Origin of the sequence: Parasedimentitalea maritima (assembly GCF_005771405.1) — a bacterium.
Taxonomy (GTDB): Bacteria; Pseudomonadota; Alphaproteobacteria; order Rhodobacterales; family Rhodobacteraceae; genus Parasedimentitalea; species Parasedimentitalea maritima.
In genome coordinates, this window is sequence record NZ_VAUA01000006.1 from 87325 (window position 1) to 114267 (window position 26943).

General features: G+C 56.1%; 25 protein-coding genes. 19 read left to right on the forward strand and 6 right to left on the reverse strand.

From position 1 onward, the window contains the following. Positions 1-176: 176 nt before the first annotated feature. Positions 177-1079, forward strand: a complete 903-nt coding sequence (locus tag FEE96_RS12880) for a LysR family transcriptional regulator (RefSeq protein WP_171021699.1) — start codon at positions 177-179, stop codon at positions 1077-1079. Between the two features lie 57 nt (positions 1080-1136). Here the strand turns inward: FEE96_RS12880 and FEE96_RS12885 are convergent, their stop codons facing one another. Beyond that, positions 1137-2399: a replication initiation protein gene (locus FEE96_RS12885; RefSeq protein ID WP_138163503.1), complete on the reverse strand. Its 1263-nt coding sequence runs from the start codon at positions 2397-2399 to the stop codon at positions 1137-1139. 576 nt (positions 2400-2975) lie between these two features. On the opposite strand from FEE96_RS12885, the gene FEE96_RS12890 reads away from it, so the two are divergent. Together FEE96_RS12890 and FEE96_RS12895 are read left to right on the forward strand one after the other, a co-directional pair. Further along, the gene (locus tag FEE96_RS12890) at positions 2976-4361 is read left to right on the forward strand and encodes an AAA family ATPase (RefSeq protein ID WP_138163504.1); all 1386 of its coding nucleotides are present in this window, start codon (positions 2976-2978) and stop codon (positions 4359-4361) included. Further along, positions 4354-5421 (forward strand): ParB/RepB/Spo0J family partition protein, encoded by a 1068-nt coding sequence (locus FEE96_RS12895; RefSeq protein ID WP_138163505.1) that lies wholly within the window; start codon positions 4354-4356, stop codon positions 5419-5421. Before FEE96_RS12890 ends, FEE96_RS12895 begins: the two co-directional genes overlap by 8 nt. Before the next feature lie 83 nt (positions 5422-5504). On the opposite strand, the gene FEE96_RS12900 is transcribed toward FEE96_RS12895, so the two are convergent. Next, positions 5505-6440 (reverse strand): GlxA family transcriptional regulator, encoded by a 936-nt coding sequence (locus FEE96_RS12900; protein ID WP_138163506.1) that lies wholly within the window; start codon positions 6438-6440, stop codon positions 5505-5507. 81 nt (positions 6441-6521) lie between these two features. Here FEE96_RS12900 and FEE96_RS12905 point away from each other — a divergent pair, with 81 nt between their 5' ends. The 3 genes from FEE96_RS12905 to FEE96_RS12915 are packed head-to-tail and all read left to right on the forward strand — an operon-like array spanning position 6522 to position 10494. Further along, the gene (locus FEE96_RS12905) at positions 6522-7682 is read left to right on the forward strand and encodes an acyl-CoA dehydrogenase family protein (protein ID WP_138163507.1); all 1161 of its coding nucleotides are present in this window, start codon (positions 6522-6524) and stop codon (positions 7680-7682) included. A gap of 11 nt (positions 7683-7693) precedes the next feature. Next, a complete protein-coding gene (locus FEE96_RS12910; protein ID WP_138163508.1) occupies positions 7694-9709 on the forward strand; it encodes an acetate--CoA ligase family protein in 2016 nt (671 codons plus the stop codon). A gap of 5 nt (positions 9710-9714) precedes the next feature. Next, a complete protein-coding gene (locus FEE96_RS12915; RefSeq protein WP_138163509.1) occupies positions 9715-10494 on the forward strand; it encodes a carnitinyl-CoA dehydratase in 780 nt (259 codons plus the stop codon). Between the two features lie 147 nt (positions 10495-10641). Here the strand turns inward: FEE96_RS12915 and FEE96_RS12920 are convergent, their stop codons facing one another. The 4 genes from FEE96_RS12920 to FEE96_RS12935 are packed head-to-tail and all read right to left on the reverse strand — an operon-like array spanning position 10642 to position 13783. Beyond that, complete coding sequence (locus FEE96_RS12920) at positions 10642-11412, reverse strand: ABC transporter permease (RefSeq protein ID WP_138163510.1); 771 nt, start codon at positions 11410-11412, stop codon at positions 10642-10644. Next, positions 11409-12161 (reverse strand): ABC transporter permease, encoded by a 753-nt coding sequence (locus tag FEE96_RS12925; protein WP_138163511.1) that lies wholly within the window; start codon positions 12159-12161, stop codon positions 11409-11411. The genes FEE96_RS12920 and FEE96_RS12925 overlap by 4 nt, the downstream gene beginning before the upstream one ends. 9 nt (positions 12162-12170) lie before the next feature. Next, positions 12171-12941 carry a transporter substrate-binding domain-containing protein gene (locus FEE96_RS12930; protein WP_138163512.1) on the reverse strand — a complete coding sequence of 257 codons (771 nt, stop codon included), beginning with the start codon at positions 12939-12941 and terminating at the stop codon, positions 12171-12173. Positions 12942-12985: 44 nt separating this feature from the next. After that, positions 12986-13783 carry an ABC transporter ATP-binding protein gene (locus tag FEE96_RS12935; protein ID WP_138163513.1) on the reverse strand — a complete coding sequence of 266 codons (798 nt, stop codon included), beginning with the start codon at positions 13781-13783 and terminating at the stop codon, positions 12986-12988. A 91-nt stretch (positions 13784-13874) separates the two neighbouring features. Here FEE96_RS12935 and FEE96_RS12940 point away from each other — a divergent pair, with 91 nt between their 5' ends. From FEE96_RS12940 to FEE96_RS12995, 13 genes are all read left to right on the forward strand, one after another. Beyond that, positions 13875-14522: a TetR/AcrR family transcriptional regulator gene (locus FEE96_RS12940; RefSeq protein ID WP_138163514.1), complete on the forward strand. Its 648-nt coding sequence runs from the start codon at positions 13875-13877 to the stop codon at positions 14520-14522. Next, a complete protein-coding gene (locus tag FEE96_RS12945; RefSeq protein WP_138163515.1) occupies positions 14519-15706 on the forward strand; it encodes a pyridoxal phosphate-dependent aminotransferase in 1188 nt (395 codons plus the stop codon). Before FEE96_RS12940 ends, FEE96_RS12945 begins: the two co-directional genes overlap by 4 nt. Then, positions 15703-17301: a 5-guanidino-2-oxopentanoate decarboxylase gene (locus FEE96_RS12950; RefSeq protein ID WP_138163516.1), complete on the forward strand. Its 1599-nt coding sequence runs from the start codon at positions 15703-15705 to the stop codon at positions 17299-17301. Before FEE96_RS12945 ends, FEE96_RS12950 begins: the two co-directional genes overlap by 4 nt. 15 nt (positions 17302-17316) lie before the next feature. Continuing rightward, positions 17317-18099, forward strand: coding sequence for an arginine deiminase family protein (locus tag FEE96_RS12955; protein ID WP_138163517.1), 783 nt, complete (start codon positions 17317-17319; stop codon positions 18097-18099). A gap of 80 nt (positions 18100-18179) precedes the next feature. Continuing rightward, positions 18180-19313: an MHYT domain-containing protein gene (locus tag FEE96_RS12960; RefSeq protein WP_138163518.1), complete on the forward strand. Its 1134-nt coding sequence runs from the start codon at positions 18180-18182 to the stop codon at positions 19311-19313. 336 nt (positions 19314-19649) lie between these two features. Next, the gene (locus FEE96_RS12965; protein WP_138163519.1) at positions 19650-20504 is read left to right on the forward strand and encodes an FAD binding domain-containing protein; all 855 of its coding nucleotides are present in this window, start codon (positions 19650-19652) and stop codon (positions 20502-20504) included. A 12-nt stretch (positions 20505-20516) separates the two neighbouring features. After that, positions 20517-21011 (forward strand): (2Fe-2S)-binding protein, encoded by a 495-nt coding sequence (locus tag FEE96_RS12970; protein ID WP_138163520.1) that lies wholly within the window; start codon positions 20517-20519, stop codon positions 21009-21011. Then, positions 21008-23425, forward strand: coding sequence for an aerobic carbon-monoxide dehydrogenase large subunit (locus FEE96_RS12975; RefSeq protein ID WP_138163521.1), 2418 nt, complete (start codon positions 21008-21010; stop codon positions 23423-23425). The genes FEE96_RS12970 and FEE96_RS12975 overlap by 4 nt, the downstream gene beginning before the upstream one ends. A gap of 55 nt (positions 23426-23480) precedes the next feature. Next, a complete protein-coding gene (locus FEE96_RS12980; RefSeq protein WP_138163522.1) occupies positions 23481-24356 on the forward strand; it encodes an AAA family ATPase in 876 nt (291 codons plus the stop codon). Continuing rightward, entirely contained in the window at positions 24353-25537 is a 1185-nt protein-coding gene (locus tag FEE96_RS12985; RefSeq protein ID WP_138163523.1) for a vWA domain-containing protein, read from the forward strand. The genes FEE96_RS12980 and FEE96_RS12985 overlap by 4 nt, the downstream gene beginning before the upstream one ends. Continuing rightward, positions 25534-26337: an XdhC family protein gene (locus FEE96_RS12990; protein WP_138163524.1), complete on the forward strand. Its 804-nt coding sequence runs from the start codon at positions 25534-25536 to the stop codon at positions 26335-26337. Before FEE96_RS12985 ends, FEE96_RS12990 begins: the two co-directional genes overlap by 4 nt. Next, on the forward strand, positions 26330-26473 hold the full coding sequence (locus tag FEE96_RS23495) for a hypothetical protein (protein WP_158979884.1): 144 nt from the start codon (positions 26330-26332) through the stop codon (positions 26471-26473). The genes FEE96_RS12990 and FEE96_RS23495 overlap by 8 nt, the downstream gene beginning before the upstream one ends. 13 nt (positions 26474-26486) lie before the next feature. Then, entirely contained in the window at positions 26487-26936 is a 450-nt protein-coding gene (locus tag FEE96_RS12995; RefSeq protein WP_138163525.1) for an SRPBCC family protein, read from the forward strand. Positions 26937-26943 lie beyond the last annotated feature (7 nt).

Below are 26943 nucleotides of genomic sequence, written 5' to 3' on the forward strand. Positions count from 1 at the left end.
AGCGGGGCCAAATTCCATTGGCGCGCAGCTGCGGACGAATTGCCAGTTTCCTAACCAGCGTAAGACGGGTTCGCCTTTTGCCTACCGCTTGAACGTGTTGATGTATGTTGCTAAGAATTCAGACATCCGTTGCATTACTTGCAACACCGCGTGCATTCCCGCAAAAGGTTTCCAAAATGCGCCATCTTTTGGTCCTGAAATATATCGAAAAAATCGCTCGGACCGGGTCGCTGCGTAGCGCAGCTGACGAGCTGAACATCACACCGTCAGCGCTTAACCGACGGATCTTAGGGATTGAGGAAGAATTGGGCGTCGAGATCTTTGAACGCCACCCGTCCGGGCTACGTCCCAACATTGCTGGCGAGATCCTGTTAAAGCATATTCGCGACCAGATCGCCGACATGGATCGGGTAAAATCGCGGATTGCGGATCTGTCCGGGATGCGGGCGGGTCACATCAACATCGCGACCACCCGCGAAGTGGTGCCGTTTTTCCTCCCTGCCCTGATCAAGCGTCATTTGATGGAATTTCCAGCAGTAACCTTTGGCGTCAATCTCTATGAACGTGGCGAAGCAGAAGCCTCGCTGATCGACAATACCAACGACATTGCCATTGTGTTTGAACCGATCCGACTGGCAGAACTTCAAATCGTCAATTCGGTCCCCCAAACACTGTATTGTATCATGTCCTCCGAACATCCACTGGCCGGTCAAAAGGCACTTAAGATTTACGAATGTACGGAGTATCCACTGCTACTGCCAAAACGCCCGGAAGGTATCCGGCGGATACTCGACGCTGCAGCCTCTAAGGTTGGGATTACTCTGGAACCCGCAGTTGAATCCAACAGTCTTGATCTGTTGCGCCTGATGTCACAGGACAGTGAAGCGCTGAGTTTTTGCCTTGCAATCAACCTGAGACCACAGCTTGCAGAGGATCATCTGGTTGCGGTGCCTGTTGATCTAAAAGGTATCTCTGCGAATGCCTTGATTTCGGGCTACCTGCGGGGGCGCGCCCTGCCCGTTGCGGCGGCAAGATTTCTGGAAAGCGTGAACAAGGAACTATCGCTGCAATTTTCCTGACGCCTTCGAACGGCACTTTGCGCTCTGGCATTTATCCGCCTTGCTGCAACATCAATCTTATTCATCAAAGGCAGTGGGTTCCAACTCGCTCCAGAAGGCAATGATGGCACTGGCATTCAGACCCGAATGCCAGCCATGGGTGCGAAAGTTCTCGCGCTCTAAATCCCCATCAAGGCTGGCAATGAACAGTTGCTTGTCGGCATTGCGTTGAGTTGGGTTTCGCCGCGAAACCAGATCCGCCACAATTTCTAACTTACGCGCCCTTTCGGCCCGTTCAGCCTTGCGCTGGTGATAGGCAGCGTCTTCTTGATCCCGTACAGTCTGTTGCAAGCGCACCGCTTCAGCGGCCTCGGGGCTTAGCTCTTTTGCTATCGGCTCTGTCTTGGGCTGATAGTCATCTCTCAGAGCTGCAGACAGGTACCCAACAGAGGACTTAACCTCTCCTTGCCCAATCATATAGTCCAACTTCTGCAGCACATACTCTTCGCCATGTTCGGCAATCCATTGACGCGCCAAGCGGTCAGAAACGCCCTGCCCTCTTAGCGCCTTGTAGACATCCATGCCGCGCGCGCCGTCGCCATCGTCAATTTGGAACATTGCCATCTGGGGGTTCTCGCGGATCAGAAAGCGGATATCTGTAACCGCCCTGCCCTTTTTACGAAATTCGGGTGTGATGACGATATCCGAGCTTTTGTTGACCTCCCCCACAGCTGGTTTGATGATCTTGGCATTCAGGTGCTTAAAGCTCTCGTAGTAGCTCGACCCTTGCACCCCCATCAGTTTTCTAAACGTTTCCAGGCTCCACCAGCCTGTCGATCCAGTGCGTACAAACCGATAGCAGTTTTCATACAGCGCCAAACCGTGACCCGAGCTGAAATTACGCTGAATATGCACATTGATCAGAGCATAAATTTTGGGATCATGTAGTTTCTGCGCCAACGCGGGCGAATAGGCGTATTCGCAAACCCCGTTCTTTAGCTTGGCAAAGGACAGAAGTGACGACACACCCCATTCTTGGCGACCTTGCTCATCCAGCATATCCCACTCTGCCACCGTTTCTGCCAATGCCCGCAGGCTGGCCCGCAGAGTGTCAAAATCATTGGAGTTATAGCCAACTATAGCGGCCAGTGTTCGGGCATCAATGGAATGGGTTTGGGCCGTGGTGAGCGCATCATAGGCGTTGAGCAGCAAGACGTTCGATAACTTGCGCTGCAGCAAACTTAGCTTTCCACTGATATGAATCGCGGCGACATTCTTCTTGACCGTCTCGCGCCGAAGCGCACCGGTTAGCTGGTCTATGTCAATCTGGGTATCCGGCATGGCGGGGTATCTGCTCTTTTCTTTGTTCTGCCACAAAAGGTACCCAGACATCAAATCAATTTGGTTCCCAAAGCGCACGAAAGAAAGATCCCGTAGACAGGTACCTATAAAGGCTTTCTTGAATTTTTACCTGTGGATATCTCCAAACCGGGCCGCTAATTTGAGCGACAACTGCGGAAATAGGGCTCTAATCTCGCTTTCTAGAGCCTAAATGGACTCTACTTTCCCGCCCTGAGAATCGGTACTCCTCTTCCTGCAAGTGGGTACCTTTGGCCCTGTAGATGGGTACCCTTGGGACCGGACTCGGGCACCCTTCAGCCTGTATACGGGCACCCAAACATAGTTAACTCATTGAAAATGAACCGCAGTTATAGCCTAAAGAATCTAAAACTCCTAAAGATAATAAACTCTTTGTTGTGTCTCAATTTGACTTTATCCATAGGGTTTCGTGGCGAAACCGGTCGCTAATAGACGCAAAACAGCGGAATATTGGGAACGATGCTGGATTGATCACAAAATGTCCGTTATGATCCCCTATATACGCTAAAAAGGCGAACATAACTTTAGGCATAGCAAGTGAGCAGACCGACCCCCCCTACCCTTCCGCCCTACCTGAATCTTGATCCGGAGGCAGCAGCCAAGCGTTTACCGGACCCTATTGGCACCAGCCGATTCGCAAAAGCCGCAGCATTCTGTGCTAAAGGCCGTGAAGATCTTGCCCAGCGTGGCTATGCCCCAGATGGTGAAAAACGTCTGCGGAAATTCTCAACCTGGGAGATCACCAAATACCTCATTCCGATTGCCCCAGCCCATCTGCGTCGGGTGCTAAAGGCAAACCCCGACCTGCCCCAAGGCGAAGGAGAAGGGGGTTCCAAGTGGTTCACACTTGAGGAGGTCCTGGTTCTACGACAGCATTTTGCCAGTGAAGGTGTCAGCACAAAAGAATACCTGCCCTACCGGCCAAAAGGGTTACCCGCAAAAGTCGTGGCAGTGGCAAATTTCAAAGGTGGGGTTGGCAAGACAAGCACGGCCGCGCATCTGGCGATGTCAGCGGCCTTGGATGGGTATAAGGTTTTGGTCATTGATCTCGACAGCCAAGGCTCGATGACCTCCATTCTGGGCGGAAAAGTCGCGGATGAGTGGCAAACAGTGTTCCCCTTGATGGCCAAGGACTATGCCAAGGCTGTGGTTGCTGAGAATGAGGTCCGCGTTGCGGCGGAACAGCCTGAAATCCCATTGGACGAAACCCTGCAAGAGGCGTTGAAAACCACGCCTCAGGATGTGATTCAAAACACCCATTGGCCCAATATCGATCTGATCGGCGCCCAGCTGAACCTGTACTGGGCTGAGTTTCAAATTCCTGTCTGGCGTATGGGGCTGCGCAGCTGGCCACTCTGGGATGGGCTGACCAACTTTTTACAGGATGAAGGTATTCTGGATCAATATGATGTGGTGTTCCTGGATACTCCGCCGGCCTTGGGCTATCTAACCATTAATGCACTGGCCGCAGCCGACATTCTGCTTGTCCCACTGGGCGCTTCTTTTCTCGAATTCGACTCGACCGGTCGCTTCTTTGATATGCTGTACACAACATTTGCCAGTATCGAAGACGGTGAAAATGCCGCGCAACGGGCGGCCGGTTTACCCGAAATAAAGTTCGAATGGGATGTAGTACGGGCCATTGTCACCCGATTTGACGCCAGCCAGCAGACCGATATGGCCAATGTTATCCAGGCGTATTTTGGCGACTTCATGAATGCCTACCGGCAAGACTACACAGCTTTGGTTGGGCAAGCGGGTGAGCAGGTGAATGGCATCTATGAAGCTGATTACCGAGACTTTAACCGTGACACTTATGTTCGTGGCCGCGAAACATTTGACCGGACTTATGCCGAGTTCAAAGAGCTATTGATCGGCTGCTGGTGGCGCGATGCCCATATGGGAGATGAGCAAGATGGCTAAACGCAGACGATTGACGGCTCCGGATGCTGGTACGCTGCAGGAGTTGGAAGAGGGTTTCGCCGCGAAACCTTCGCTCGGGCCGCTGGAAACCAAATCTGCAACACCACCAATAGCCCAGGTCGCAGGCGAGGCGGCTGCACTGGCAGGCATGTCAGCGGTGACGGACCGGGTGGAACTGGCCCGTGACAAAGGGGACGCCGATCGCTGGCGCAAGGCTGAGCAAGCAGGGTTATTGGTTCAAAGGCTCTCTCTTGACGCAATTGATCAGGACTTTATTCGGCGCGACCGGTTAAACGAAGACCCTGAAGCGATGCTTGAACTGGTCGCCTCGATCCGGGCAAATGGATTGAAAGCCCCAATCGAAGTTGCTGTGACCGAAGATGGGTATGGGTTGATTTCTGGGTTCAGGCGATTGTTGGCCTTTCGCCAGCTCTCAGCTTCGGACCCTGATTTTGAAGAGATCCCGGCATTTGTGCGCGACGCAGCCGAGAGTGAGACGGCTTATGTCTCTATGGTCGAAGAAAACGAAATTCGCGCAAACCTCAGCCACTATGAACGCGGGCGAATTGCGGTGCTGGCGGCGGGGCAGGGGGTGTTTCCGTCGGTCGAAGAGGCCGTAGACAAATTGTTTTCAGTTGCGTCCAAGGCTAAGAGATCCAAGGTGCGAAGCTTCGCCTCGGTGCACGAAGCATTGGGTGATTTGCTCCGGTTTCCCACGGCATTGACCGAAAAGGCTGGATTACGCCTGGCCAACGCTTTGCGAGGTGGTGCACAGGCGCAGCTACGTGCGGCCTTGGATGGTGCAGAGGTCGTTGATGCCAAAGGGGAGTGGGGGGTGCTCCAGCAGGCGCTGGCGGGCGCTACGCCGCCAGCTCGAGATGCGTCGCGCGGTGGCCGTCCCCGGCAGATTGTCCGCATTGGCGCCCGTACATTGCCCAAGGGTGGCGAGTTGAGCGCAGAAGTGGTGCCGGATGGGGTGCGGATTGAGTTGAAGGGGAGGGCGCTGAATGCCGACACAGCCGAGCGGATTTTGCAGCTTATTGCCCGTCAAATTGGATAAAGAGGTTTCGCCGCGAAACCTCTGGCGACAGTGGTCGCTGTGATGTTCTCTGAGGCAGCGATTCCCTTGACTGCCCTTAAAAGCTAGCTGCGCAACTGGCGGGGAGTAATGTTGAATTCAGCCTTAAACGCGCGGGTCATGGCGCTAGCGTTTTCATATCCGCAGCGTCCGGCAATTTCAGACACCGGCTGATCAGTGTCACTAACCAGCTTGCGCGCCAGGTTAAGACGTAATCTGCGATAGACAGCCTGCGGGGTGGTTTTTAGCTCGGCCTGCATACGGTGTTCCAGAGTCCTTTGTGTGCAACCCACCCGCTGTGCAACTTCGCTGATGGTCAAGGGGCGCTCAAGATGTGCCAGCATGATTGACGAGGCACGGTCGACTGTTTTGCTGGTATGAGATCGCGATGAATGGGACCGCGCGGAATCCTGGGTCATGAACAGCTGTGCGACGTCCATCGCTAGCAACTGCCCATTGTCCTCACCAATTAGGTGCATGGTCAGATCAAAGGCCGCCATCGCGCCGGAACAGGTTATCCGGTCACCATCAATCACAAACCGCTTGCGTACGGCGTTCACCTCCGGGAACCGTTCTGCAAACCCAGTCAGTTCCTCCCAATGTATGGTGGCGCGATACCCATCCAGCAAACCCGCGCTGGCCAGTAGCCAGCTGCCAGTATCCAGCCCAGCCAAACGCGTGTAACGCGTCGCCGCATCTCTTAGCCCTCTGGTGGTCTCCCACCGATCCAGGTTACGAAATTCGTAGGAGGGCATAACCATCAGGGTTGTGCCTGCTCCATCCCTGAGCGCGCCATGTGGGGCGACTTGCATACCACTGGAGCTAAAAACGGGGTCCCCACTCAGAGTCAGAAACTGCCAGCGGTACAGCGATTTGCGCGACAGGGTATTCGCGGCGCGCAGGGGTTCGACGGTGTTGGCCAGACAGTGGTTTGAGAAGTGATCAAACAGCAAGATGTCAAAACTTTGGGCCTGATCTGTGCTTTTTGTCGAACTCTGCATGATCAACACCTAACCCTGCACGTCATTCTAACGCAAGGCGCGATCTTATTTCTGCAAACACAGTGTTGGGGGAACCGCAAAATGCATTTTGGCCTGTCTGAAGAACAAGAGATGATCGTCTCGACTGTCCGCAGTTTTGTGGAAAAGGAGATCTACCCACACGAGGCCGAGGTCGAACGCACAGGGCAGGTCCCACGCGAGCTTGGTCAAGCGATCAAACAGAAATGTATCGATCTGGGGTTTTATGCCTGTAACTTCCCCGAGGAAGTGGGCGGTGCGGGGTTGAGCCACACAGACTTTACCCTTGTAGAACGTGAGTTGGGTCGCGGTTCTATGGCACTGACGCATTTCTTTGGTCGCCCACAGAACATCCTGATGGCCTGCAATGACGATCAGCGCGAACGCTATCTGCTGCCCGCCGTACGTGGTGAGCGTATGGATGCGCTGGCGATGACGGAACCGGATGCGGGATCCGATGTGCGCGGCATGAAATGTCAGGCAGTGCGTGATGGTGGGGACTGGGTCGTGAATGGGTCCAAGCACTTCATTTCGGGTGCAGAACACGCCGATTTCTTTATCGTTTTTATTGCCACTGGTGTGGACGAAACCCCAAAGGGCCCCAAGTGCCGCATTACCACGTTTCTGGTGGATCGCGGTACGCCGGGGTTTGAGGTGCGCGACGGTTACAACTCCGTCAGTCACAAGGGTTACAAGAACTATATCCTGACATTTGATGACTGCCGCCTGCCGGATGCACAGGTGCTGGGTGAGGTGGACGGTGGATTCGCGGTGATGAATGAGTGGCTCTATGCTACCCGCCTGACCGTCGCGGCCTTTTCTGTCGGACGTGCACGGCGTTGTTTTGACTATGCTTTGAATTATTCTGCCGAGCGTAAGCAGTTTGGCCAGCCGATTGGAAAATTCCAGGGTGTAAGTTTTCAGATCGCAGACATGATCACCGAGATTGACGCCGCCGATTGGCTAACGCTTGCAGCCGCCTGGCGTCTGGATCAACAACTGCCAGCCAACCGCGAGATCGCCTCGGCGAAGCTATACGCATCTGAAGCTCTGGCGCGGGTCACTGATGCCACGCTGCAGATATTTGGCGGCATGGGATTGATGGATGATTTCCCGATTGAACGGTTTTGGCGTGATGCACGGGTGGAACGGATTTGGGACGGCACCTCAGAAATTCAGCGTCACATCATATCCCGTGATCTCTTGCGACCTCTTGGCGCTTAAGGGATCTGCCGATGACCAAATCTCTCCGCCGCCTGTTTCAGCCTAAATCTATCGCCATCATTGGCGGTGGGGCATGGTGTGAACAGGTCATTAAACAATCCGTGGGCATGGGGTTTTCCGGAGAAATCTGGCCGGTTCATCCCAAAGCTGCAGAAATTTCTGGGCATCAGGCCTATGCATCACTCGCGGACCTGCCAGCAGCGCCTGATGCGGTGTTCATTGGCGTCAATCGCCACGCAACTGTTGGGCTGGTCGCTAGGTTGTCAGAAATGGGGGCAGGGGGGGCCGTTTGCTTTGCTTCCGGCTTTGCCGAGGCCGTTGCCGAGGATGAAACAGGCGATGACCTGCAAGCACAACTGGTTGCGGCGGCGGGGGAGATGCCAATCCTTGGGCCCAATTGCTATGGCTTTGTCAATGCACTGGACGGGGCGTTGTTGTGGCCGGATCAGCATGGTTGCCAGCGGGTGGACCGTGGCGTTGCGATCCTGACGCAAAGCTCGAACATTGCCATCAACCTGACCATGCAGCAGCGCGGACTGCCGATTGCCTATGTGGTGACCTGTGGCAACATGGCCCAGACCTCGCAGGCGCAGATTGCTTCAGCGCTGATTGATGATCCGCGTGTGACGGCCGTGGGCCTGCATATTGAAGGTTTTTCGGATCTGCGCGATTGGGAGGCTTTGGCAGCAAAGGCTTACAAACAGGGCGTGCCGCTGGTGGCGCTTAAAGTTGGTGCCTCTGAACAGGCGCAACAGGCGACCGTTTCCCATACCGCGTCGCTGGCGGGTAGTGATGCCGGGGCTCAGGCCTTTCTGGATCGTCTGGGCATTCCGCGCCTGTCTGCCTTGCCCGACTTGTTGGAAACGCTGAAATTGCTACATTGTTATGGGCCGTTGCCCAGCGGTGATATCGCGTCCATCAGCTGTTCCGGCGGCGAGGCCAGCCTGATCGCCGATATGTCAGTCGAAACCACGCTGAGTTTTCCACCGCTGTCCAATCACCAACAGGCACAACTGCGGGATGCGCTGGGGCCAATGGTGGCGCTGAACAATCCGTTGGATTACCACACCTATATTTGGCGCGATGAGGATGCGATGGCGCGGGCCTGGTCGGGCATGACCGGCGATAGCATCGCCATGACCTTTTCGATTGTTGATTACCCAACCACTGATGCGGCGGATTGGGCCTGTGCCACCGGGGCGGCACTGAAGGTGCGCGCAGATACCAGCGCGCGATTTGCAGTTGTTGCGACCCTGCCAGAGCTGATGTCACCAGAGGTTGCGACAGAGCTGATGGCGGGGGGCGTGGTGCCGTTTCTGGGTCTGCGCGAGGCATTGGCCGCAACTGAAGCCGCAGCAAATCTGCATCCGCCCAAACAGCAGCCTGTCTGCTTGCCGGGCACAGCAGAAGCGACAGTCACCTTGAGTGAAGCTGTGTCTAAATTGGCGCTGGCGGCGCATGGTGTGCTCACCCCGCAGAACCGGACTGCCCGTGGTATGGACGCAGTTGCAGCCGCTGCCGTTCAGCTGCGCCCTCCCTTTGCGATCAAGGGCGTGGGGCTGGCCCATAAATCAGAACATGCCGCCGTGCGGTTGGAAGTCCAAGCCGAGGATGCCGCAACCGTTGCTGCCAATATCGGCACCGCAGAGGTGCTGATCGAAGAGATGATCACCGACACAGTGGCCGAGCTGCTGGTTGGTGTCATGCGAGACCCCGCTCACGGGTTTGTTCTGACACTGGGGGCAGGGGGCGTGTTGACCGAAATCCTGCGTGATACGGTTTCCATGCTGCTGCCAGTTCAGACCGCAGACATTGAAACTGCCCTGACCACACTGAACTGCGCCCCGTTACTGTCGGGTTATCGCGGTAAGCCTGCTGCCAATACCGCTTCGATTGTTGAGGCCGTATTAGCGGTGCAGGCTTACGTTCTTGCCAACGCTGAAACACTCAGCGAAGTTGAAATTAACCCCTTGCTCTGCACGCCTGACCGGGCTGTTGCAGTTGATGCACTCATCCGAAAGGCCTGACTCTGATGTCTCCTATTAAAACCAAACGCGACGGTGCCATTCTTGAGGTCACGCTGGACCGGCCCAAGGCCAACGCCATTGATCTGGCCACCAGCCATGTCATGGGCGAAGTGTTCCGCGACTTTCGCGATGATCCCGAACTGCGGGTGGCCATCATAACGGGTGGCGGGGAGAAGTTCTTTTGCCCCGGCTGGGATCTGAAAGCTGCGGCTGACGGTGATGCCGTCGACGGTGACTATGGCGTTGGCGGCTTTGGCGGGCTGCAGGAGTTGCGCGACATGAACAAGCCGGTGATCGCCGCGGTGAATGGTATTGCCTGCGGTGGCGGGCTAGAACTGGCGCTGTCGGCAGATATGATCTTGGCTGCGGATCACGCGTCCTTTGCGCTGCCGGAAATCCGCTCGGGCACCGTGGCAGATGCGGCCAGCATTAAACTGCCCAAGCGCATCCCCTATCACATCGCCATGGAGCTGCTGCTGACCGGGCGTTGGTTTGATGCGGAGGAGGCGCATCGCTGGGGATTGGTGAACGAGATTGTTGCGGGGGATCAGTTGATGGACCGCGCATGGGAGCTGGCGCGCCTATTGGCCAGTGGCCCGCCGCTTGTCTATGCCGCGATCAAGGAAATCGTTCGAGACGCCGAAGACAGCAAGTTTCAGGATGCGATGAACCGGATCACCAAAAGCCAGTTGGCCTCGGTGGATGTGCTGTATCGCTCAGACGATCAATTGGAAGGCGCGCGCGCCTTTGCCGAAAAACGCGATCCTGTTTGGTCCGGAAAGTAATCTAAATTGCTGAGTTAGAGCTCATTTGACCCGGCAACGCCGGGTCGCGCCTGACCTTCCCCCCGGGAAGGCGCTTTGCACCTCCCCAAGGTCAGACGCGACCCTCACATCCGAACATTGATATAGTAGATATAGGGCCACTTCAGCTTATCTGGCGACTTGGTTTTCGAACCGTTTGAAGGCAAGTGTGATCAGCCCCGCGATCACCATATAGACCAAGGCTAGCAGCAGCAGCGGTTCGTAGACGATGAAGGTGTCTGACCGCACCCGCGACGACACCGCGTAGATATCTATCACAGTAATCGTCGCCACTAGCGGTGTGGCTTTCAGCTGCAGGATGGTTTCCCCCCCCAAAGTAGGTAGCACGTTGCGGACCGCTTGTGGCAACCAGATGCGGCGGAACATGGTAAAACGGCGCATACCAAAGCTCTTGGCGGCCTCTAGTTGGCCTTTGGCCACACCCGAAAAGGCACCGCGCATCACTTCACCTTCATATCCGGCATATGACAGCGTCAGGGCCAGTACCGCATAGGGCCAGGCTTGGCGCAGGTAGGGCCACAGCTCGCTGCTGCGAATCCACGGGAATTGCGGAAAAAGCGATCCCAAACCGTAGTAGAGCAGCCATATTTGTAGCAGTAGCGGCGTGCCGCGAATGATAGTGCAGAAGGTGCGGGCGGGGATTGACAGGTACCAAGGTCCAATCGCCTGTGCCAGGCCCAGAGGCACCGCCAGCAAGAAACCCAGAACCGTGGTGAGGGCCAGAATCCAGATGGTGGTCCACAACCCTTCCAGTGCAAGCGGTGCATATTTCGGGATCCAATCCCAGCGCAGCGATAGTGCACACCACAGGACCAGCGCTGCGAAAAGCAGCATCATTACGATACGATGCGGCACCATCAGAGATTTTAGAGTGGTCATGTCCGGTCCTCGCGCAGGGATGGCTGACCACGACGGGCCCATTTTTCAATCCAGGCAAAGACCACGCCGGAACATAAGGTCACGATCAGATACAACGCGCCGGCGGCAAGGAAAAAGGTGAAGTAAGCACGTGTGCTGCTCGCGGCCTGACGGGTTTCCAAGGTGAGTTCTGAAAAGCCAACGATTGCCAATAAGGCGGTGTCCTTGGTGGCGATCAGCCATAGATTGGCCAACCCGGGCGTGGCAAACGACATCATCGCGGGAATGGTGACGCGCCACATGGTCATGATCGGTGGCATACCAAAGGCGCGGGCGGCTTCGATTTGGCCGGGGGGCACAGCTTGGATCGCACCGCGCAGGACCTCGATCGAATAGGCGCCCTGAACAATGCCCAAAACCCAGATGCCGGCCACAACACCGCTGATCTCAATCCGGCCGTAACCTAGGGCTGAGGACGCTTTGTTGATCAAGTCTGTGCCGACGTAATAGAGGATCAGGATCAGCACCAATTCCGGCACCGCCCTGATCACAGTGGTATATATGGCAAGCAGATCGCGCAGGACCGGCCCGCCATACAGTTTTCCATAGGCCCCGAAAAGCCCGATCAGCAACCCAAAGCCAAAGGCTCCGAACGCAATTTTCAGCGAGTTCACCAAGCCGCGCAGCAGATTGGCGCCCCAGCCCGGCGGCGAGAGCGACAGCAGCTGTGCGCTCTCGGCCAGACCAAGCGTTTCGAGGATCAGTTCCAAAGCGAGATCTTATTCGCTGTAGATGCTGGCGTTGAAGTAGCGCGCGGTGATCTTTTCATGCGTGCCATCGGCCAAGATAGCCGCGATGCCGGCGTTCAAGGCCGTTTGCAGCGCGTCGTCGCCTTTGCGGGTGCCTGCACCTACGCCTTTGCCGAGGATGGCTTCGTCATTTGCAACCGGGCCTTTGATTTCGCAGCACCCACCAGCGTCGGAGCCAACGAAATCAGCCATGGCGATGCTGTCGGCCTGGGTCGCATCGATGCGGCCAGCGAACAGATCCTGGTTGGCTTCGTCCTGTGTTTGATACACGCGGATTTCGGAGTCTTTGAAATAGGCCTGCGCATAGGCCTGGTGGATGGTCGAGGCCTGAATACCGATGATCTTGCCTGCAAGTGATTCCGGTGTTGGCTCGATGTCCATCGATTTGTCAGCCACGATCACGGCAGGTGTATTATAGTAGGCGTTCGAAAAGTCGATGGTTTTGGACCGCTCTTCTGTGATCGACATCGAGGCCATGATGGCGTCGATCTGCTGGCCGGTCAGCGAGGGAATGATGCCGTCCCATGCAACTGGGGTGATCACGCAGTCCAGTTCGGCAGCAGCGCAGACTGCGTCGATGACTTCGATTTCCCAGCCAACCCATGTGCCGGATGAATCAACCGACGCAAACGGAGGATAGGCTTCGGCGGCGATGCCTATTTTGACCTGTTCAGCACTGGCAGCACCTGCAGCAAGGGTGATTGCAGCAACTGTGGCGGCAAGAATGGTTTTCACTTTCATGACGTTTCTCCCTGAGTTGTCATATTTAGAGTCTGTTTTGGTGGTTAGGCGACCGAACTGAGAAACTGTTTCAGTCGGGCCGACTGTGGGTTTCCAAAGACCTCGGCAGGTGGGCCCTGCTCTTCGATACGGCCTTCGAACAGGTAAACGACGTGGTTGGCCACCTCGCGTGCGAACTTCATTTCATGGGTGACCAACAACATGGTGCGGCCTTCGGCGGCCAGATCGCGGATGACCGTCAGCACCTCACCTACCAGTTCCGGGTCCAGCGCCGATGTAGGTTCATCAAACAGCATCACATTGGGGTCCACCGCCAGCGCGCGGGCAATTGCGGCGCGTTGTTGCTGACCCCCGGACAGGTAGGCCGGGAAGGTATCGGCCTTATCGCCCAAGCCCACACGGTCCAGCAGAACTCTAGCTTGTGCGATGGCTTCAGCTCGCGACACTTTCAGTACATGAACGGGCACCTCGATCACGTTTTCCAGCAGGGTCCGGTGTGTCCAAAGGTTGAATTGCTGAAACACCATCGCCAGTCGGGTGCGAATGCGTTCGATCTGACGCCGATTGGCTGGGCTGCCATCGGCATTCATTTCGATCTGCTCACCATCGATTGTGATTTTGCCCGAGGTTGGTGTCTCTAGAAAATTGATGCAGCGCAGCATCGTTGATTTGCCGGAACCGGAGCCACCAATGATCGCCACCACGTCACCCTTACGCGCGTTTAGTGACACGCCTTTCAGGACTTCGAGCGAACCAAAGGACTTGTGCAGATCCTCGACCTGAATGGCTTCGCCAAGCGTGTCAGGCTCGGGTGATGGTTCTGCAGATGCAGCTGTCGGCATTTTCCGGCTTCCTCACATTTGTGCTTGTAGTAAGGCGCAAGCTTCGTAATTATGCAAGTGTATAAATACGAAGTCTGTGAAAGGAAGCCCCGTGAGCGATGCGCGCCGCAAGTTCAAACGCGAAACAGCGGATCAGCGAAAAGAGGCTCTAATACAGGCCACTTTGTCCCTGGTAGCTGAAAAGGGCGTGCGGGGAGCAACAGTGCGGGCGATTGCCGAACGGGCAGATGTGACCCAGGGCCTGATCCGGCATTACTTCTCGACCAAGGAAGAATTGGTGACGGCGGCTTATGAAACTCACATGACCGAAATGACCGACCTGACCTTTACCATGGCGGCAAAGGTGCAGGGGACAGCACGGGACCATTTGGCCGCTTTGGTCAGGACTTCGCTGGAACCACCAGTGGCTGATCCTCGGGCGGTGGCTCTTTGGGCCAGTTTCCTTAACAAGGTGCAGCAGGATGCGCAGATGAAGGCCACTCACGAGCGCACATATGCCGACTTTCGGGACCGGTTGCAGGACTTGATCCGGGCGGCTTTGGACGAGGCCGGACAATCTGTTTCAGATACACGCCTGCATCATCTGGCAACCGCCTGCAACGGCGTGATTGACGGGCTTTGGCTCGAGGGAGGTGCGCTGCCAGATGCTTTTGCTCCGGGGGAGTTGCCGGGCATTGGCGTCGAATCGGTCGGCGCAATTATTGGATTAGACTTGGAACAGAGGGCAAACCAGCCATGAAAACGACTGCGGTTACACAGCGCCTTGCAGGCCTAGGTGGCGCCAAATGGGAAGTGCACCTGCGCGCCAAGGAAATGGTTCGGCAAGGCGCCGATATCGTTGAGATGACCATTGGAGAGCCGGACGTGCCGACGCCGGACATTATGGCTGACACGGCTATCGCGGCGATGAAGGCGGGGCGGACGACCTATTCCGATGGCCGGGGTGAGGCCGGGTTGCTGGCTGCGCTGGCCGAACACTATTCCGCGTCCACTGGCCGCGTTTTTGAAATCAATCAGTTCTTATGTTTTCCCGGTACTCAAACATCACTTTACGCCGTGATGATGGGAGTCGCCGAGGCCGGGGATGAGGTGCTGATCGGAGACCCGATGTATGCCACTTACGAAGGGGTTGTGCGGGCCTCGGGCGCTGAGATGGTCCCGGTGCCGCTGCGGCCTGAACATGGGTTTCGCATTCAGGCAGCAGATATCGCCGCCCGAATTACGGACAAAACCCGTGCGATCCTGCTTACCACGCCGCATAATCCAACTGGATCAATCCTGACGGTTGAAGATATCGACGCCATTGGTGAGCTGGCGTTGAAACATGATCTGTGGATCATTTCGGACGAGGTCTATGACCAGTTGGTCTTTGATGGGGCTGAATTTGTGTCGCCCTTGTCGCGCAGTGCCTATGCGGACCGGGTGATCGCGGTGTCTTCGATCTCCAAGTCGCATGCGGCACCGGGATTCCGCAGTGGTTGGTGCGTTGGTCCGGCTGCCTTCACCGAAGCCTTGTTGCCGCTGTCTGAAACCATGTTGTTTGGCAATCAACCCTTTATCGCCGACATGACTGAAATGGCCGTACGCGAAGGCTCTCCGGTCGCTGAAGGTATGCGTAACCGGTATGCCGCGCGGGCTGCAAAACTCTATGACCGGTTGACGCAGGAAACGGATTTGACGGTGCATCAGCCCCAGGCTGGCATGTTTGCGATGATCAATGTGGCCTGTACCGGTTTGGACGGGCAGGCCTATGCCGAACATCTGCTGGAAAATGGCGGAGTTGCGGTAATGCCAGGCACATCCTTTGGGACCACCATGGCCGATTGGGTGAGGGTGGCTCTGACCATCGACGACGCGTCATTCGAAACGGCAATCGAGCGTATTGTTTCACATGCCAACAGCCTGCAAAAGGACGTTGCATGACCAGCATCGGAGAAGCGCTGGTCACGCAACTGGCCGAACGTGGCGTTGAAACTGTCTTTGGCATTCCGGGTGTGCACACTGTGGAACTTTACCGGGGCCTTGCGGCTTCGGGTATTCGTCATGTAACGCCGCGCCACGAACAGGGCGCTGGATTTATGGCGGATGGCTATGCCCGTGTATCCGGCAAGCCCGGCGTAGCCTTTGTCATCACCGGACCGGGGCTGACCAACACGCTGACCCCAATGGCGCAGGCCCGAGCGGATAGTATCCCGATGTTAGTGGTCTCTGGCGTTAATCGTCTGTCGTCATTGGGCAAAGGATTGGGCTGTCTGCATGAATTGCCCAACCAGCACGCGATGGTGTCCACCGTTGCGCTTGTGTCTGCGCAGGTGCGTCAGTCGGACGATCTGTCTTCGGCTCTAACCAAAGCCTTTTTGCCTTTTTCCAGTGGCAGGCCGGGCCCAACCCATGTCGAAATTCCGCTGGATGTGGCCGGAGGGGACTACGTTGAAAACTCTGTTGTGACAGAAACTGGTAGTCAAACTCAATTGGAGCCGGATCAGGTTTCTCGGGCACAGAACGCGTTAGAGGCGGCCAAAGCCCCGGTCATTCTGGCTGGTGGCGGGTCTGTTGCTGCGGCAGATTTGGTTCGCGATCTGGCCGAGCGTCTGGATGCCCCGGTGGTGCAAACTGTAAATGCCCGAGGTGTCATGTATGACCACCCGCTGGGTGTTCCTGCCAGTCCTAGTTTGCGGGCCGTTCGCGACCTGATTGAAGGCGCAGATGTGGTTTTGGCCGTAGGTACCGAACTGGGGCCGACAGATTATGACATGTATGCCACCGGCAGTATGGCCCGGATGCAGGGGCTTATTCGGATTGATTGTTGTAACGAGCAGATTGGCCGCCATCCGGCGGAGATTGGTTTGCAAGGTGATGCGGGAGTTGTACTTGATGTTCTGATTGCTGACCTGCGTCGCAAGAACGCCTCAACTGGGGCTGGGGCCGACCGTGCCGCGCAGACGCGAACAGCGGCTTTTGAAGAGCTCGGCCAGGAATACCAATCTCAAGTCCAGATCCTTGATGCAATGCGTGTCGCTGCCCCTGGTTCGGTTATGGTCGGCGATTCAACCCAACCGATCTATGCTGGCAATCTGTATTACGACCATGACAGGGCAGGGGGCTGGTTCAATGCGGCCACCGGATACGGTGCATTGGGGTATGCCATCCCGGCTGCAATTGGCGCGGCCATCGCCGATCCGGGCGCGCGGGTCATCTGCATTATTGGCGATGGCGGGGCACAGTTCAGTCTGCCAGAGATCATGGCGGCCGTGGACGAAAAGCTGCCCATCATCTTTGTAGTGTGGAACAATCACGGCTACCGCGAGATCGCGACGTCGATGCAAGACGTTGGCGTCACTGTGGTGGGCTGCGACCCGACCCCGCCGAATTTTGAGGCAGCTGCGCTGTCTTTTGGCATTCCTCACCAGAAATGCGGGACCGACCCACAAGCTGTGGCTGCTGCGGTGACGGCCTGTGACGGCATTACCGGCCCCTGCATGATTGAAATCGAGGCCCCGGTATTTACCCCCTCCTGAATTGATGAGACTGACATGAGCAATCCTACCTATGAATTCACCCGCGCCATCACCCGGCGTCCCTCTGCCAGTATTGTTGACGGGTTGCGCGCCGAAGATATTGGCACCCCGGATCTGGATAAAATGCTATCGGCCCATGCGGATTACGTTGCTGCGCTAAAAAGCACCGGTGCCAAAGTGATCGAACTAAACGCTATCGAGGCGCACCCGGATGCGGTGTTTGTTGAAGATACCACCCTCTGTTTGCCTCAGGGTGCAATCATGATGCGCCCCGGCGCGCCATCGCGGATGGGGGAAGTGGCTGAAATGTTGCCCACCATTCGCGCCTGTTACGATGAAGTGCGCGAAATCAAAGGCCCCGGCCATGTCGAGGGCGGTGACATACTAGTCACCGGGCATGAGATTTTAGTGGGTCGATCAGATCGTACTGATGCCAAGGGTGTGGCTGAACTGGCTGAAATTGCCGCTGAATGGGGCCACCAACTGCGTGAGGTCTTTACCCCGCCGGGCGTGCTGCACTTCAAAACCGACTGTTCCTTGATGGATGCAGAGACCATCCTGTCAACAAAACGTCTGGATGCTTCGGGCTGCTTTGACGGCTACCGCGTTCTGCATGTCGCCGAGGGTGAAGAGGCCGCCGCCAATGCGATCCGGTTCAATAATTTGGTGCTGATGGCGTCTGGGTTCCCACGTACGGCTGAGATGCTGGATAAGGCAGGTTATCAGGTTGTTGAAATCAGCAACTCTGAATGTGCCAAGCTAGATGGCGGCATGTCCTGCCTGTCACTAAGGTTATAAACCTGAGAACAGTCTCCTTCAAAGTGTAGGGATCTCGACAAGTCGATTGCAGCAAAAAGCGGGCGGCGATATAAGGCGTAATGCAATTTTTGGATTACTCCCACAACCCAGCACTGATTGGCGCCTCCCTATTGGTGGCGCTGATGGCGGGGTTTACTGGTCTGAGTTTGACCCAGGGGTTGGCGCAACGCAGCACCTTACAGAAAAAGCTGTCGATTGCATTGGCGGCCATTTCTTTGGGCGGTGGGATCTGGTCGATGCATTTCGTGGCCATGTTAGGCCTGCAGCTGCCGATCCTGTTTTATTATGATGCGGCAGTCACCCTGTCTTCCGCATTGGTTGCGATACTAGTTGTTGGTGTTGCTTTGCTGTTGCTGCACTTTCGTGAACGAACGCCTCTGGTGTTAGTCAGCGCGGGTTCCATTGTGGGGCTGGGTATAATTGCCATGCACTATATCGGTATGGCTGGATTGGAAATGTGCCGGGCACTTTATACCCCTTTGGGCATTACTCTGGCCGTGTTGGCGTCCTGCCTGCTGAATATTGCGGCGTTCTGGATAGCCTATGGTCAGCGCAGTCATCGAAATATCCTGCTGGGGACAGTTTGTTTTGGGGTAGCGGTGGTTGCCGTGCACTTTATTGCAATTGCCGGAACCGGGTTTGTAGCCGATTCTTCGGTTAACGAAGTTGGACCTTCGATTGGAAAAGAGATCATGGCCATGGGCGTTGTGATCAGCAGTTTTGTGCTATGCGGTGCCTTCCTGTTGACAGGGGTGACATTTCTGGAGCCATCGCAGCAGGTGGTCCCGGCAGTCTTTGCAGAAACAGGCGGGGAGGGGGCCATAGCGGAAGTCGAGAGCGGGCCAATCGAAATCGAACCGCGCGGAAAACAGATCCCTTACGAGCTGAAGGGCCAGACACTTTTTGCGGATTTGGATTCTGTGGCCGCGATCCGGGCCGAAGGGCATTACACCCACATCTATACAGCGCATGGCGTGTTCTTTTGTGCCTGGTCCATCACCGAGGCAGAAAAACGTGTTGCACCTAATCCCTTTCTAAAAACGCATCGTAGCTATCTGATCAATCCTGCCCATGTCATCAGTTTCGAACGCCTGAAAGACAACGGTATTTGCCACTTTGATCTTCCCGGTCTGGCCAAAGTGCCCGTTAGCCGGTCGCGGCTGAAACAAGTGCGCGCGACACTGGGTGTCTAAGGTTTCATTTGCAATCTTGGCGCTGAGCGGCGTCAGTTCCTGAAGCGTTCTCCTTCTTCTCTTTAATGCCCTATTCATTCCGCCTGTATCGCTAACCATGTGGCTCGGTGCGTTGGCGGATGAAATGCTTGCAAGTAAAGCAACCCAGCCATTTGTTTAGTGGCCGTTGGGGCGCACCCGCCTACAGGACACGTTGGAATGTCGTCGCATTTCGTGCGGGTAATTCGCATTTCGTGCAGCAGATCGCGAATTTCGATACAAAACAGCAGGTTCCGTATGCGAAAGCATGCAGGTCTTCCCTTAGCCAGATCAACTGCACGTCAGGGAGGACCAGCAATGATACCAGCGGCGTTTGACTATTATCGCCCAAAAGATGTCGAAGGGGTGATAGCCCTTTTGCAAGAACACGGCGATGACGCGCGCGTCATGGCGGGCGGGCACAGCCTGATCCCGATGATGAAACTGCGCATGGCCGAGGTGCCGCATCTTATCGATCTTCAGGACATTGCAGCCCTTAAAGGCATCGCCATTGATGGTGACACAATCACCATTGGGGCGATGGTTACTCAGCATGAGTTGATCAACCACGATGGGTTGTCAGCCGCAGCGCCTATCCTGAGTGAAGCTGCCTTGCAGATTGCTGATCCTCAGGTGCGGTACATGGGGACTGTGGGTGGCAATATTGCTAATGGGGATCCGGGCAACGATATGCCGGGTCTGATGCAATGTCTGGACGCACAGATTGAACTGTTGGGGCCCGAGGGCACTCGTAAGGTTGCGGCCCGTGAGTATTACGAAGCGGCCTATATGACCGACCGCGAGGATGATGAGGTTCTGATTTCAGTTCGCTTTGCAGCCCCCACCGGCGGTTATTCCTATGAAAAGCAAAAGCGCAAGATTGGCGACTACGCCACGGCTGCGGCGGCGGTCCAAATCACCAAGGCAGAGGGCAAAGTTGCCACAGCTTCAATTGCGATGACCAATCTGAGCGATGTGCCGGTCTGGTCCGAAGATGCGGGTGACGCATTGGTAGGCACGACCTGTGACACGGAGGCAATGAAGGCCGCCGTTGCAGCGATGCTGGGCGACATCGATCCAACCGAAGACAACCGCGGTCCGGTGGCGTTCAAACGCCATGTGGCCGGTATCATCCTGACCCGCGCGATCACGCGCGCCTGGGACCGCGCGTAAGGAAACCATCAAATGTCTGACAAGATGCATATCAAGTTGAATGTAAACGGTGAGGACCACGAGTTCCTGGCCGAACCCCGCGATTTGTTGATTTACGCGCTGCGTGAAAAACTGAACATCACTGGCCCGCACGTTGGTTGTGACACCTCTCATTGCGGTGCCTGCACTGTGACCGTGGATGGTAAATCGGTGAAATCCTGCACCATGTTTGTGGCGCAGGCCAATGGGGCAGAAATCACCACTATCGAAGGCATCGGCCAGCCCGACGCCCTGCATGTCCTGCAAGAAAGCTTTCGTGAACATCACGGGTTGCAATGTGGGTTTTGCACGCCGGGAATGATCACCCGCGCAACCAAACTGCTTGAGGAAAACGCAAACCCAACCGAAGAAGAGGTTCGCTTTGGCATGGCTGGCAATATTTGCCGCTGCACCGGATATCAGAACATTGTGAAATCCATCCTTGCGGTAGCAAGTGAACTGAATTCCGCAAAGGAGGCTGCACAATGAACGACCTGACTCCTGATCGCGAAGAGCGTTCTGCTGGCCTTAAGGGGCTGGGCTGTTCGCGCAAACGCGTTGAAGACGCCCGGTTTACCCAGGGCAAAGGCAATTATGTGGATGACGTGAAACTGCCGGGTATGCTGCACGGTGATTTTGTTCGCTCGCCTTATGCCCATGCGCGGGTTGTTTCGGTAAACAAGGACGCTGCACTGGCGCTGGATGGCGTTGTTGCCGTTCTGACCGCTGAAGATCTGGCTCCGCTGAACCTGCACTGGATGCCAACCCTTGCCGGTGACAAACAGATGGTGCTTGCCGATGGTAAGGTGCTGTTTCAAGGCCAAGAGGTTGCTTTTGTTGTGGCCCGCGACCGTTATGTCGCTGCGGATGCAGTGGAACTGGTTGAGGTCGAATACGAAGAACTTCCAGTTATCACGGACCCGTTTGAATCACTGAAGTCTGACGTTGTTCTGCGCGAGGATCTGGCCGGGCAAACCGAAGGCCCGCATGGTCCGCGCAAGCATCACAACCACATCTTCACCTGGGAGCAAGGGGACGAAACCGCGACCAATCAGGTGCTTGACGGTGCCGAGGTCGTGGCGACAGAAAGTATGTATTACCATCGCACCCATCCCTGTCCGCTGGAAACCTGCGGATCGGTTGCGTCGATGGATAAGGTCAATGGCAAGCTGACGCTTTGGGGCACCTTTCAGGCACCGCATGTGGTGCGCACGGTGGCGTCATTGCTGTCTGGCATCGAAGAGCACAATATCCGGGTGATCTCGCCTGATATCGGCGGTGGCTTTGGTAACAAGGTGGGTGTCTATCCCGGCTATGTCTGTTCGATTGTGGCGTCGATTGTCACTGGTCAACCGGTGAAATGGGTCGAGGACCGGATGGAGAACCTGATGTCCACCGCCTTTGCCCGTGACTATTGGATGACTGGCAAAATCGCGGCCACCAAAGAGGGCAAGATCACAGGGTTGCATTGTCATGTGACAGCGGATCACGGCGGCTTTGATGCTTGCGCCGATCCGACCAAGTTTCCGGCTGGGTTCATGAACATCTGCACCGGATCGTATGACATCCCAGTGGCCTATCTGGGTGTTGATGGCGTCTACACCAATAAGGCTCCGGGTGGCGTCAGCTATCGCTGTTCCTTCCGGGTGACCGAGGCGGTCTATTTCATCGAACGAATGATCGAGGTTCTGGCGATTGAACTAAACATGGATGCAGCTGAGCTGCGCCGGATCAACTTTATCAAGAAAGAGCAGTTCCCGTATCAGTCGGCTTTGGGCTGGGAATACGACAGTGGCGACTATCACACGGCTTGGGATAAGGCGTTGAAGACCGTCGATTATGAAGGTCTACGCAAGGAACAGGCAGACCGGGTCGAAGCGTTCAAGCGCGGCGAAACCCGCAAGTTGATGGGTGTTGGGCTTAGCTTCTTCACCGAAATCGTCGGTGCAGGCCCGGTCAAGAATTGTGATATCCTGGGCATGGGGATGTTTGACAGCTGCGAGATACGCATCCACCCAACCGGATCAGCGGTTGCTCGATTGGGGACTATCAGTCAGGGGCAGGGGCATGCGACCACCTTTGCACAGATCCTCGCTAGTGAAATTGGGCTGTCGGCTGACAGTATCACCATAGAAGAAGGTGATACTGATACAGCGCCCTATGGGCTTGGTACTTATGGGTCACGGTCTACCCCAGTAGCTGGTGCTGCGGCGGCGATGGCGGGGCGTAAAATCCGTGCTAAGGCGCAGATGATCGCGGCCTACTTGTTGGAAGTGCATGATGATGACGTTGAATTCGATGTAGATCGATTTGCCGTCAAAGGTGCGCCCGAGCGGTTCAAGACGATGAAAGACATCGCTTATGCCGCCTACAACCAGGCCATTCCAGGTTTGGAGCCGGGGCTAGAGGCGGTCAGCTACTATGACCCACCCAACATGACCTATCCCTTTGGTGCTTATGTCTGTGTGATGGACATTGACGTTGATACTGGTGTTCCGGAAATCCGCCGCTTTTACGCGCTGGACGACTGTGGCACTCGGATAAACCCGATGATCATCGAAGGACAGGTGCATGGTGGCCTGACCGAGGCACTGGCCGTCGCACTGGGGCAGGAGATCTCCTACGATAAGATGGGCAACGTCAAAACCGGCACGCTGATGGATTTCTTCCTGCCAACAGCCTGGGAGGTCCCCAACTATGAGACCGACTATACGGTTACCCCCAGCCCGCATCACCCGATTGGGGCCAAAGGCGTTGGTGAAAGCCCGCATGTGGGGGGCGTGCCGTGTTTCTCGAATGCGGTGCAGGATGCGTTCCGGGCCTTTGGCCTGCGTCACACCAATATGCCACATGACCACTGGCGGATCTGGCAGACCGCCAATGATCTGGGTCTGCACGAGTAACTGACAAACGCGCTGCCCTAATCAGGGCAGCGCATCCCAAAATCTGGAATTTGAAATGCAGTGGACATCACGTCAAACCGCCATGGCGGAACAGGGATATATTGCCTCGGATGATTTGGCGATGGCTGTTCATCTGGCCTTGTCGCTCGGCCGTCCGTTGCTGCTGGAAGGGGCCGCAGGGGTAGGTAAAACCGAAATTGCGCGTGTTCTGGCTGCGATCTGTGAGACCCAATTGATCCGGTTGCAATGTTATGAAGGGCTGGATGCGGCACAGGCGATTTATGAATGGAACTATCAGCGCCAGTTGCTGACGATCCGGGCGGCTGCTGAGGATGGGGAAACCGGCCGCAGTGTTGAGCAGCGCATCTTTTCCGAAGAATTCCTGCTGGAACGCCCACTGCTCAAAGCAATCCGCCAGCCAAAGGCGCCGGTGTTGCTGATTGACGAAATTGATCGTGCGGATGAGGAGTTTGAGGCCTATTTGCTGGAAGTCCTGTCGGAATTTCAAATTTCGATTCCCGAGTTGGGTACCCTCACAGCGACCTCACGCCCGATGGTGATCCTGACCGCAAACGGGACCCGCGATTTGAGTGACGCGCTGCGCAGGCGTTGTCTTTATGCGCATGTGGAGTATCCGGACCGTGAGACGGAACTGGCGATCCTGAAGGCGCGCTGCCCAGAGATCGAGGCGGCTTTGGCCGGGCAGATCATTGGATTTGTGCAATCGCTGCGCAAAGAAGATTTGGAGAAAAAGCCCGGCATTGCTGAAATGCTGGATTTTTCGGCGGCGCTGATGGGGCTGGGGATTGCTGATCTGACCCAGGATCCCGTGCTGTTGCAGGCCAGTCTGGTCACCTTGCTGAAAACCGAAACGGACCGCGGCAACATTTCTACTGAGATAGCCCAACGCTTGGCGGGGCAGGCAGCATGAGCCGGGTTACTAAATTTGCTGCCCGTGATCCGGGCCCTGCTGCCCGGATGGCCGGGTTCATGGCGCATCTGCGCGCACATGGATTGCGTGTTGGAGTGGGGGAGGCCGAAACTGCGCTGAGGGCCCTGACCCAAATACAAGCGGGCAACCCTGAGGAAGCCCGCCGGGCGCTAAAAAGTGTTTGTAGCGGATGCGGCGAAGAGGTTGAGCGGTTTGATGATCTGTTCGATAGTTTCTGGCTAAACGGTGGTCGGGTCCGGCAGAAAGTTATGCCGGTTTTGGCGTCACCCAACACAGATGATGTGCATTCGTCGCGACCTGCAAAGACCGATCAGATCGGCTCCGGTACCGAAACTGCGACCACTCCGGACGGTGGGGATGGTGAGGCTGCGGCGGATGGAGAAGGCAAGCTGATTGCCTCCTCTGTGCAGAACCTGATGAAGAAAGATCTGCGTGATCTGGTCCAACCCGAAGATATTGCCGAGGCCGAAGCGATCGCGCGACGGTTGGGTGCTGCGCTGCGGGATCGTCGTTCGCGTCGCCGCAAGGCCGCACGCAAGGGTGATCAGATCCACTTTCGCAAGCTGATCCGGCAAAGCTTATCTACGGGTGGAGAACCACTTTGCCTGCCCAAGAAACAACGCCCCGACAGGCCGCAAAAAATCGTTGCTATCTGTGACGTGTCCGGGTCGATGGCTCTTTATGCGCAAGTGTTCTTAGCGTTTTTGGCGGGGCTGATGCGGGCGGATGACGCGACAGATGCGTATCTATTCCATACGCGCCTTGTACGCATAACAGATGCATTGCGGGACAAGGATGCACTGCGTGCACTTGGGCGGATGTCTGTGCTGGCTGATGGGTTTGGCGGGGGATCTAACATAGGCTCCTCTCTAACTCAGTTTTCCCAAACCTATGCGCGACGCTTTGTGGATGGGCGCAGTGTCGTGATGATCCTGTCCGATGGCTATGACACAGGCCCTGCGCACCGAATTGGTGATGCGCTTGCGGCGTTGAAAAAGCGCGGTTGCAAGGTCATCTGGCTGAACCCGCTGAAAGGCTGGAACGGATACGAACCTGTCGCCAAGGGCATGGCCGCCGCTCTTCCCCATCTTGATTTATTTCGCGCTGCCAACCGGCTTGCTGACTTGGCGGCCCTAGAACCGGAGTTGTCACGCCTATGACCCAAGCTGAATTGATAGATCGTGACATGTCTGCGCTGGCTGATGAGCTGCGCGCCAAAGGGGCCCCGTTTGCGATCGCAACTGTGGTGCGCACCATTGGTGCAACCGCGGCGAAACCGGGTGCCAAGGCATTGCTGACCGCAGATGGTACCATCCAAAAGGGTTGGATTGGGGGCGGCTGTGTGCGCTCGGCGCTGACCAAGGCCGCCAAACGGTGCCTTGCCAAAGGTGGCCCTCAATTAATCTCGCTGCATCCACAGGATGTCTTGGCTGAGAAGGGTGTAAAGGCAGGAGACGATATTGACGGTGTGCATTTTGCCCGCAATGGCTGCCCGTCCAAGGGGTCAATGGATGTTTTTATTGAACCCGTATTACCCGCGCCGGAATTACTGATCTTTGGGGCGTCGCCGGTTGCGCAATCCTTGGCGGCCATGGCGATCCCGTTTCGTTGGTCCGTTCAGGATGCAGAGCCTACTGCCCCTGCTATCCCGCTGCCAACTGGGGCCCGGCGGATGGTTGTTGTGGCCAGCCAAGGCAAGGATGATGCAGCCTGTCTTAGTACGGCTTTGAATTCGGGCGCGGAGTTTGTGGCCTTTGTTGGCAGTCGCCGCAAGTTTGCGGCCCTGTCAGAGCGATTGATTGCGGCAGGAGCTGATCCGCAAAAGCTGGCTCAGGTCCAGGCACCGGCTGGATTGGCCATTGATGCGGTCACGCCAGAGGAAATTGCGCTTTCGATTCTGGCGCAGTTGACACAGGTCCGCCGCAAGAACCATCGATCTGATGAGGCTTCGAATGAGTGAAACCGCCGCTCATCCCCTCGCAAAATCAGGCGCCCTGCAAGTCATCATGATGCGCCTGCGATCCCTGTTTGGCCGGGCAAAACTGACGCCGGAACAGGCCGAAACCCTTGCCACAATCAAATTCCCCTGTTGTTAAGAAAGACAAGACCATGGAACTGAACGACGAAATTATCATCGATGCCCCAATGACCCGCGTTTACGAGGCGTTGAACGATCCAGACATCCTTCAGCAGTGCATTCCCGGCTGTGAAGAATTGATCAAACATTCCGATACTGAGTTGGAAGCCAAGGTTGTCTTGAAAATCGGCCCCGTAAAGGCGCGTTTTGGCGGCAACGTAGTGTTGGACACTTCGGGTGCACCCAGCGCGTTTTCATTGACGGGGCAGGGCAATGGCGGGGCGGCAGGTCATGCCAAGGGCGGCGCAGATGTGACCCTGGAAGAGGTCGCTGGAAAGACAGTGCTGAGATACACCGCCAAAGCAGAGATTGGTGGCAAACTGGCGCAACTTGGTGGACGGTTGATCCAGAGCACGGCTAAAAAGCTGGCAGCAAAGTTCTTTAAGAAGTTTGCAGAAGTCGTGGCCCCAGTTGAGGCATAAGCTGTGC

Coding starts and splice junctions, on each gene's coding strand:
- FEE96_RS12960 (WP_138163518.1), top strand. CDS start 18,180: ATGCAATTTTTGGATTACTCCCACAACCCAGCACTGATTGGCGCCTCC.
- FEE96_RS12930 (WP_138163512.1), bottom strand. CDS start 12,941: ATGAAAGTGAAAACCATTCTTGCCGCCACAGTTGCTGCAATCACCCTT.
- FEE96_RS12910 (WP_138163508.1), top strand. CDS start 7,694: ATGACCAAATCTCTCCGCCGCCTGTTTCAGCCTAAATCTATCGCCATC.
- FEE96_RS12935 (WP_138163513.1), bottom strand. CDS start 13,783: ATGCCGACAGCTGCATCTGCAGAACCATCACCCGAGCCTGACACGCTT.
- FEE96_RS12895 (WP_138163505.1), top strand. CDS start 4,354: ATGGCTAAACGCAGACGATTGACGGCTCCGGATGCTGGTACGCTGCAG.
- FEE96_RS12945 (WP_138163515.1), top strand. CDS start 14,519: ATGAAAACGACTGCGGTTACACAGCGCCTTGCAGGCCTAGGTGGCGCC.
- FEE96_RS12905 (WP_138163507.1), top strand. CDS start 6,522: ATGCATTTTGGCCTGTCTGAAGAACAAGAGATGATCGTCTCGACTGTC.
- FEE96_RS12915 (WP_138163509.1), top strand. CDS start 9,715: ATGTCTCCTATTAAAACCAAACGCGACGGTGCCATTCTTGAGGTCACG.
- FEE96_RS12950 (WP_138163516.1), top strand. CDS start 15,703: ATGACCAGCATCGGAGAAGCGCTGGTCACGCAACTGGCCGAACGTGGC.
- FEE96_RS12955 (WP_138163517.1), top strand. CDS start 17,317: ATGAGCAATCCTACCTATGAATTCACCCGCGCCATCACCCGGCGTCCC.
- FEE96_RS12965 (WP_138163519.1), top strand. CDS start 19,650: ATGATACCAGCGGCGTTTGACTATTATCGCCCAAAAGATGTCGAAGGG.
- FEE96_RS12995 (WP_138163525.1), top strand. CDS start 26,487: ATGGAACTGAACGACGAAATTATCATCGATGCCCCAATGACCCGCGTT.
- FEE96_RS12880 (WP_171021699.1), top strand. CDS start 177: ATGCGCCATCTTTTGGTCCTGAAATATATCGAAAAAATCGCTCGGACC.
- FEE96_RS12990 (WP_138163524.1), top strand. CDS start 25,534: ATGACCCAAGCTGAATTGATAGATCGTGACATGTCTGCGCTGGCTGAT.
- FEE96_RS23495 (WP_158979884.1), top strand. CDS start 26,330: ATGAGTGAAACCGCCGCTCATCCCCTCGCAAAATCAGGCGCCCTGCAA.
- FEE96_RS12980 (WP_138163522.1), top strand. CDS start 23,481: ATGCAGTGGACATCACGTCAAACCGCCATGGCGGAACAGGGATATATT.
- FEE96_RS12900 (WP_138163506.1), bottom strand. CDS start 6,440: ATGCAGAGTTCGACAAAAAGCACAGATCAGGCCCAAAGTTTTGACATC.
- FEE96_RS12985 (WP_138163523.1), top strand. CDS start 24,353: ATGAGCCGGGTTACTAAATTTGCTGCCCGTGATCCGGGCCCTGCTGCC.
- FEE96_RS12970 (WP_138163520.1), top strand. CDS start 20,517: ATGTCTGACAAGATGCATATCAAGTTGAATGTAAACGGTGAGGACCAC.
- FEE96_RS12975 (WP_138163521.1), top strand. CDS start 21,008: ATGAACGACCTGACTCCTGATCGCGAAGAGCGTTCTGCTGGCCTTAAG.
- FEE96_RS12885 (WP_138163503.1), bottom strand. CDS start 2,399: ATGCCGGATACCCAGATTGACATAGACCAGCTAACCGGTGCGCTTCGG.
- FEE96_RS12920 (WP_138163510.1), bottom strand. CDS start 11,412: ATGACCACTCTAAAATCTCTGATGGTGCCGCATCGTATCGTAATGATG.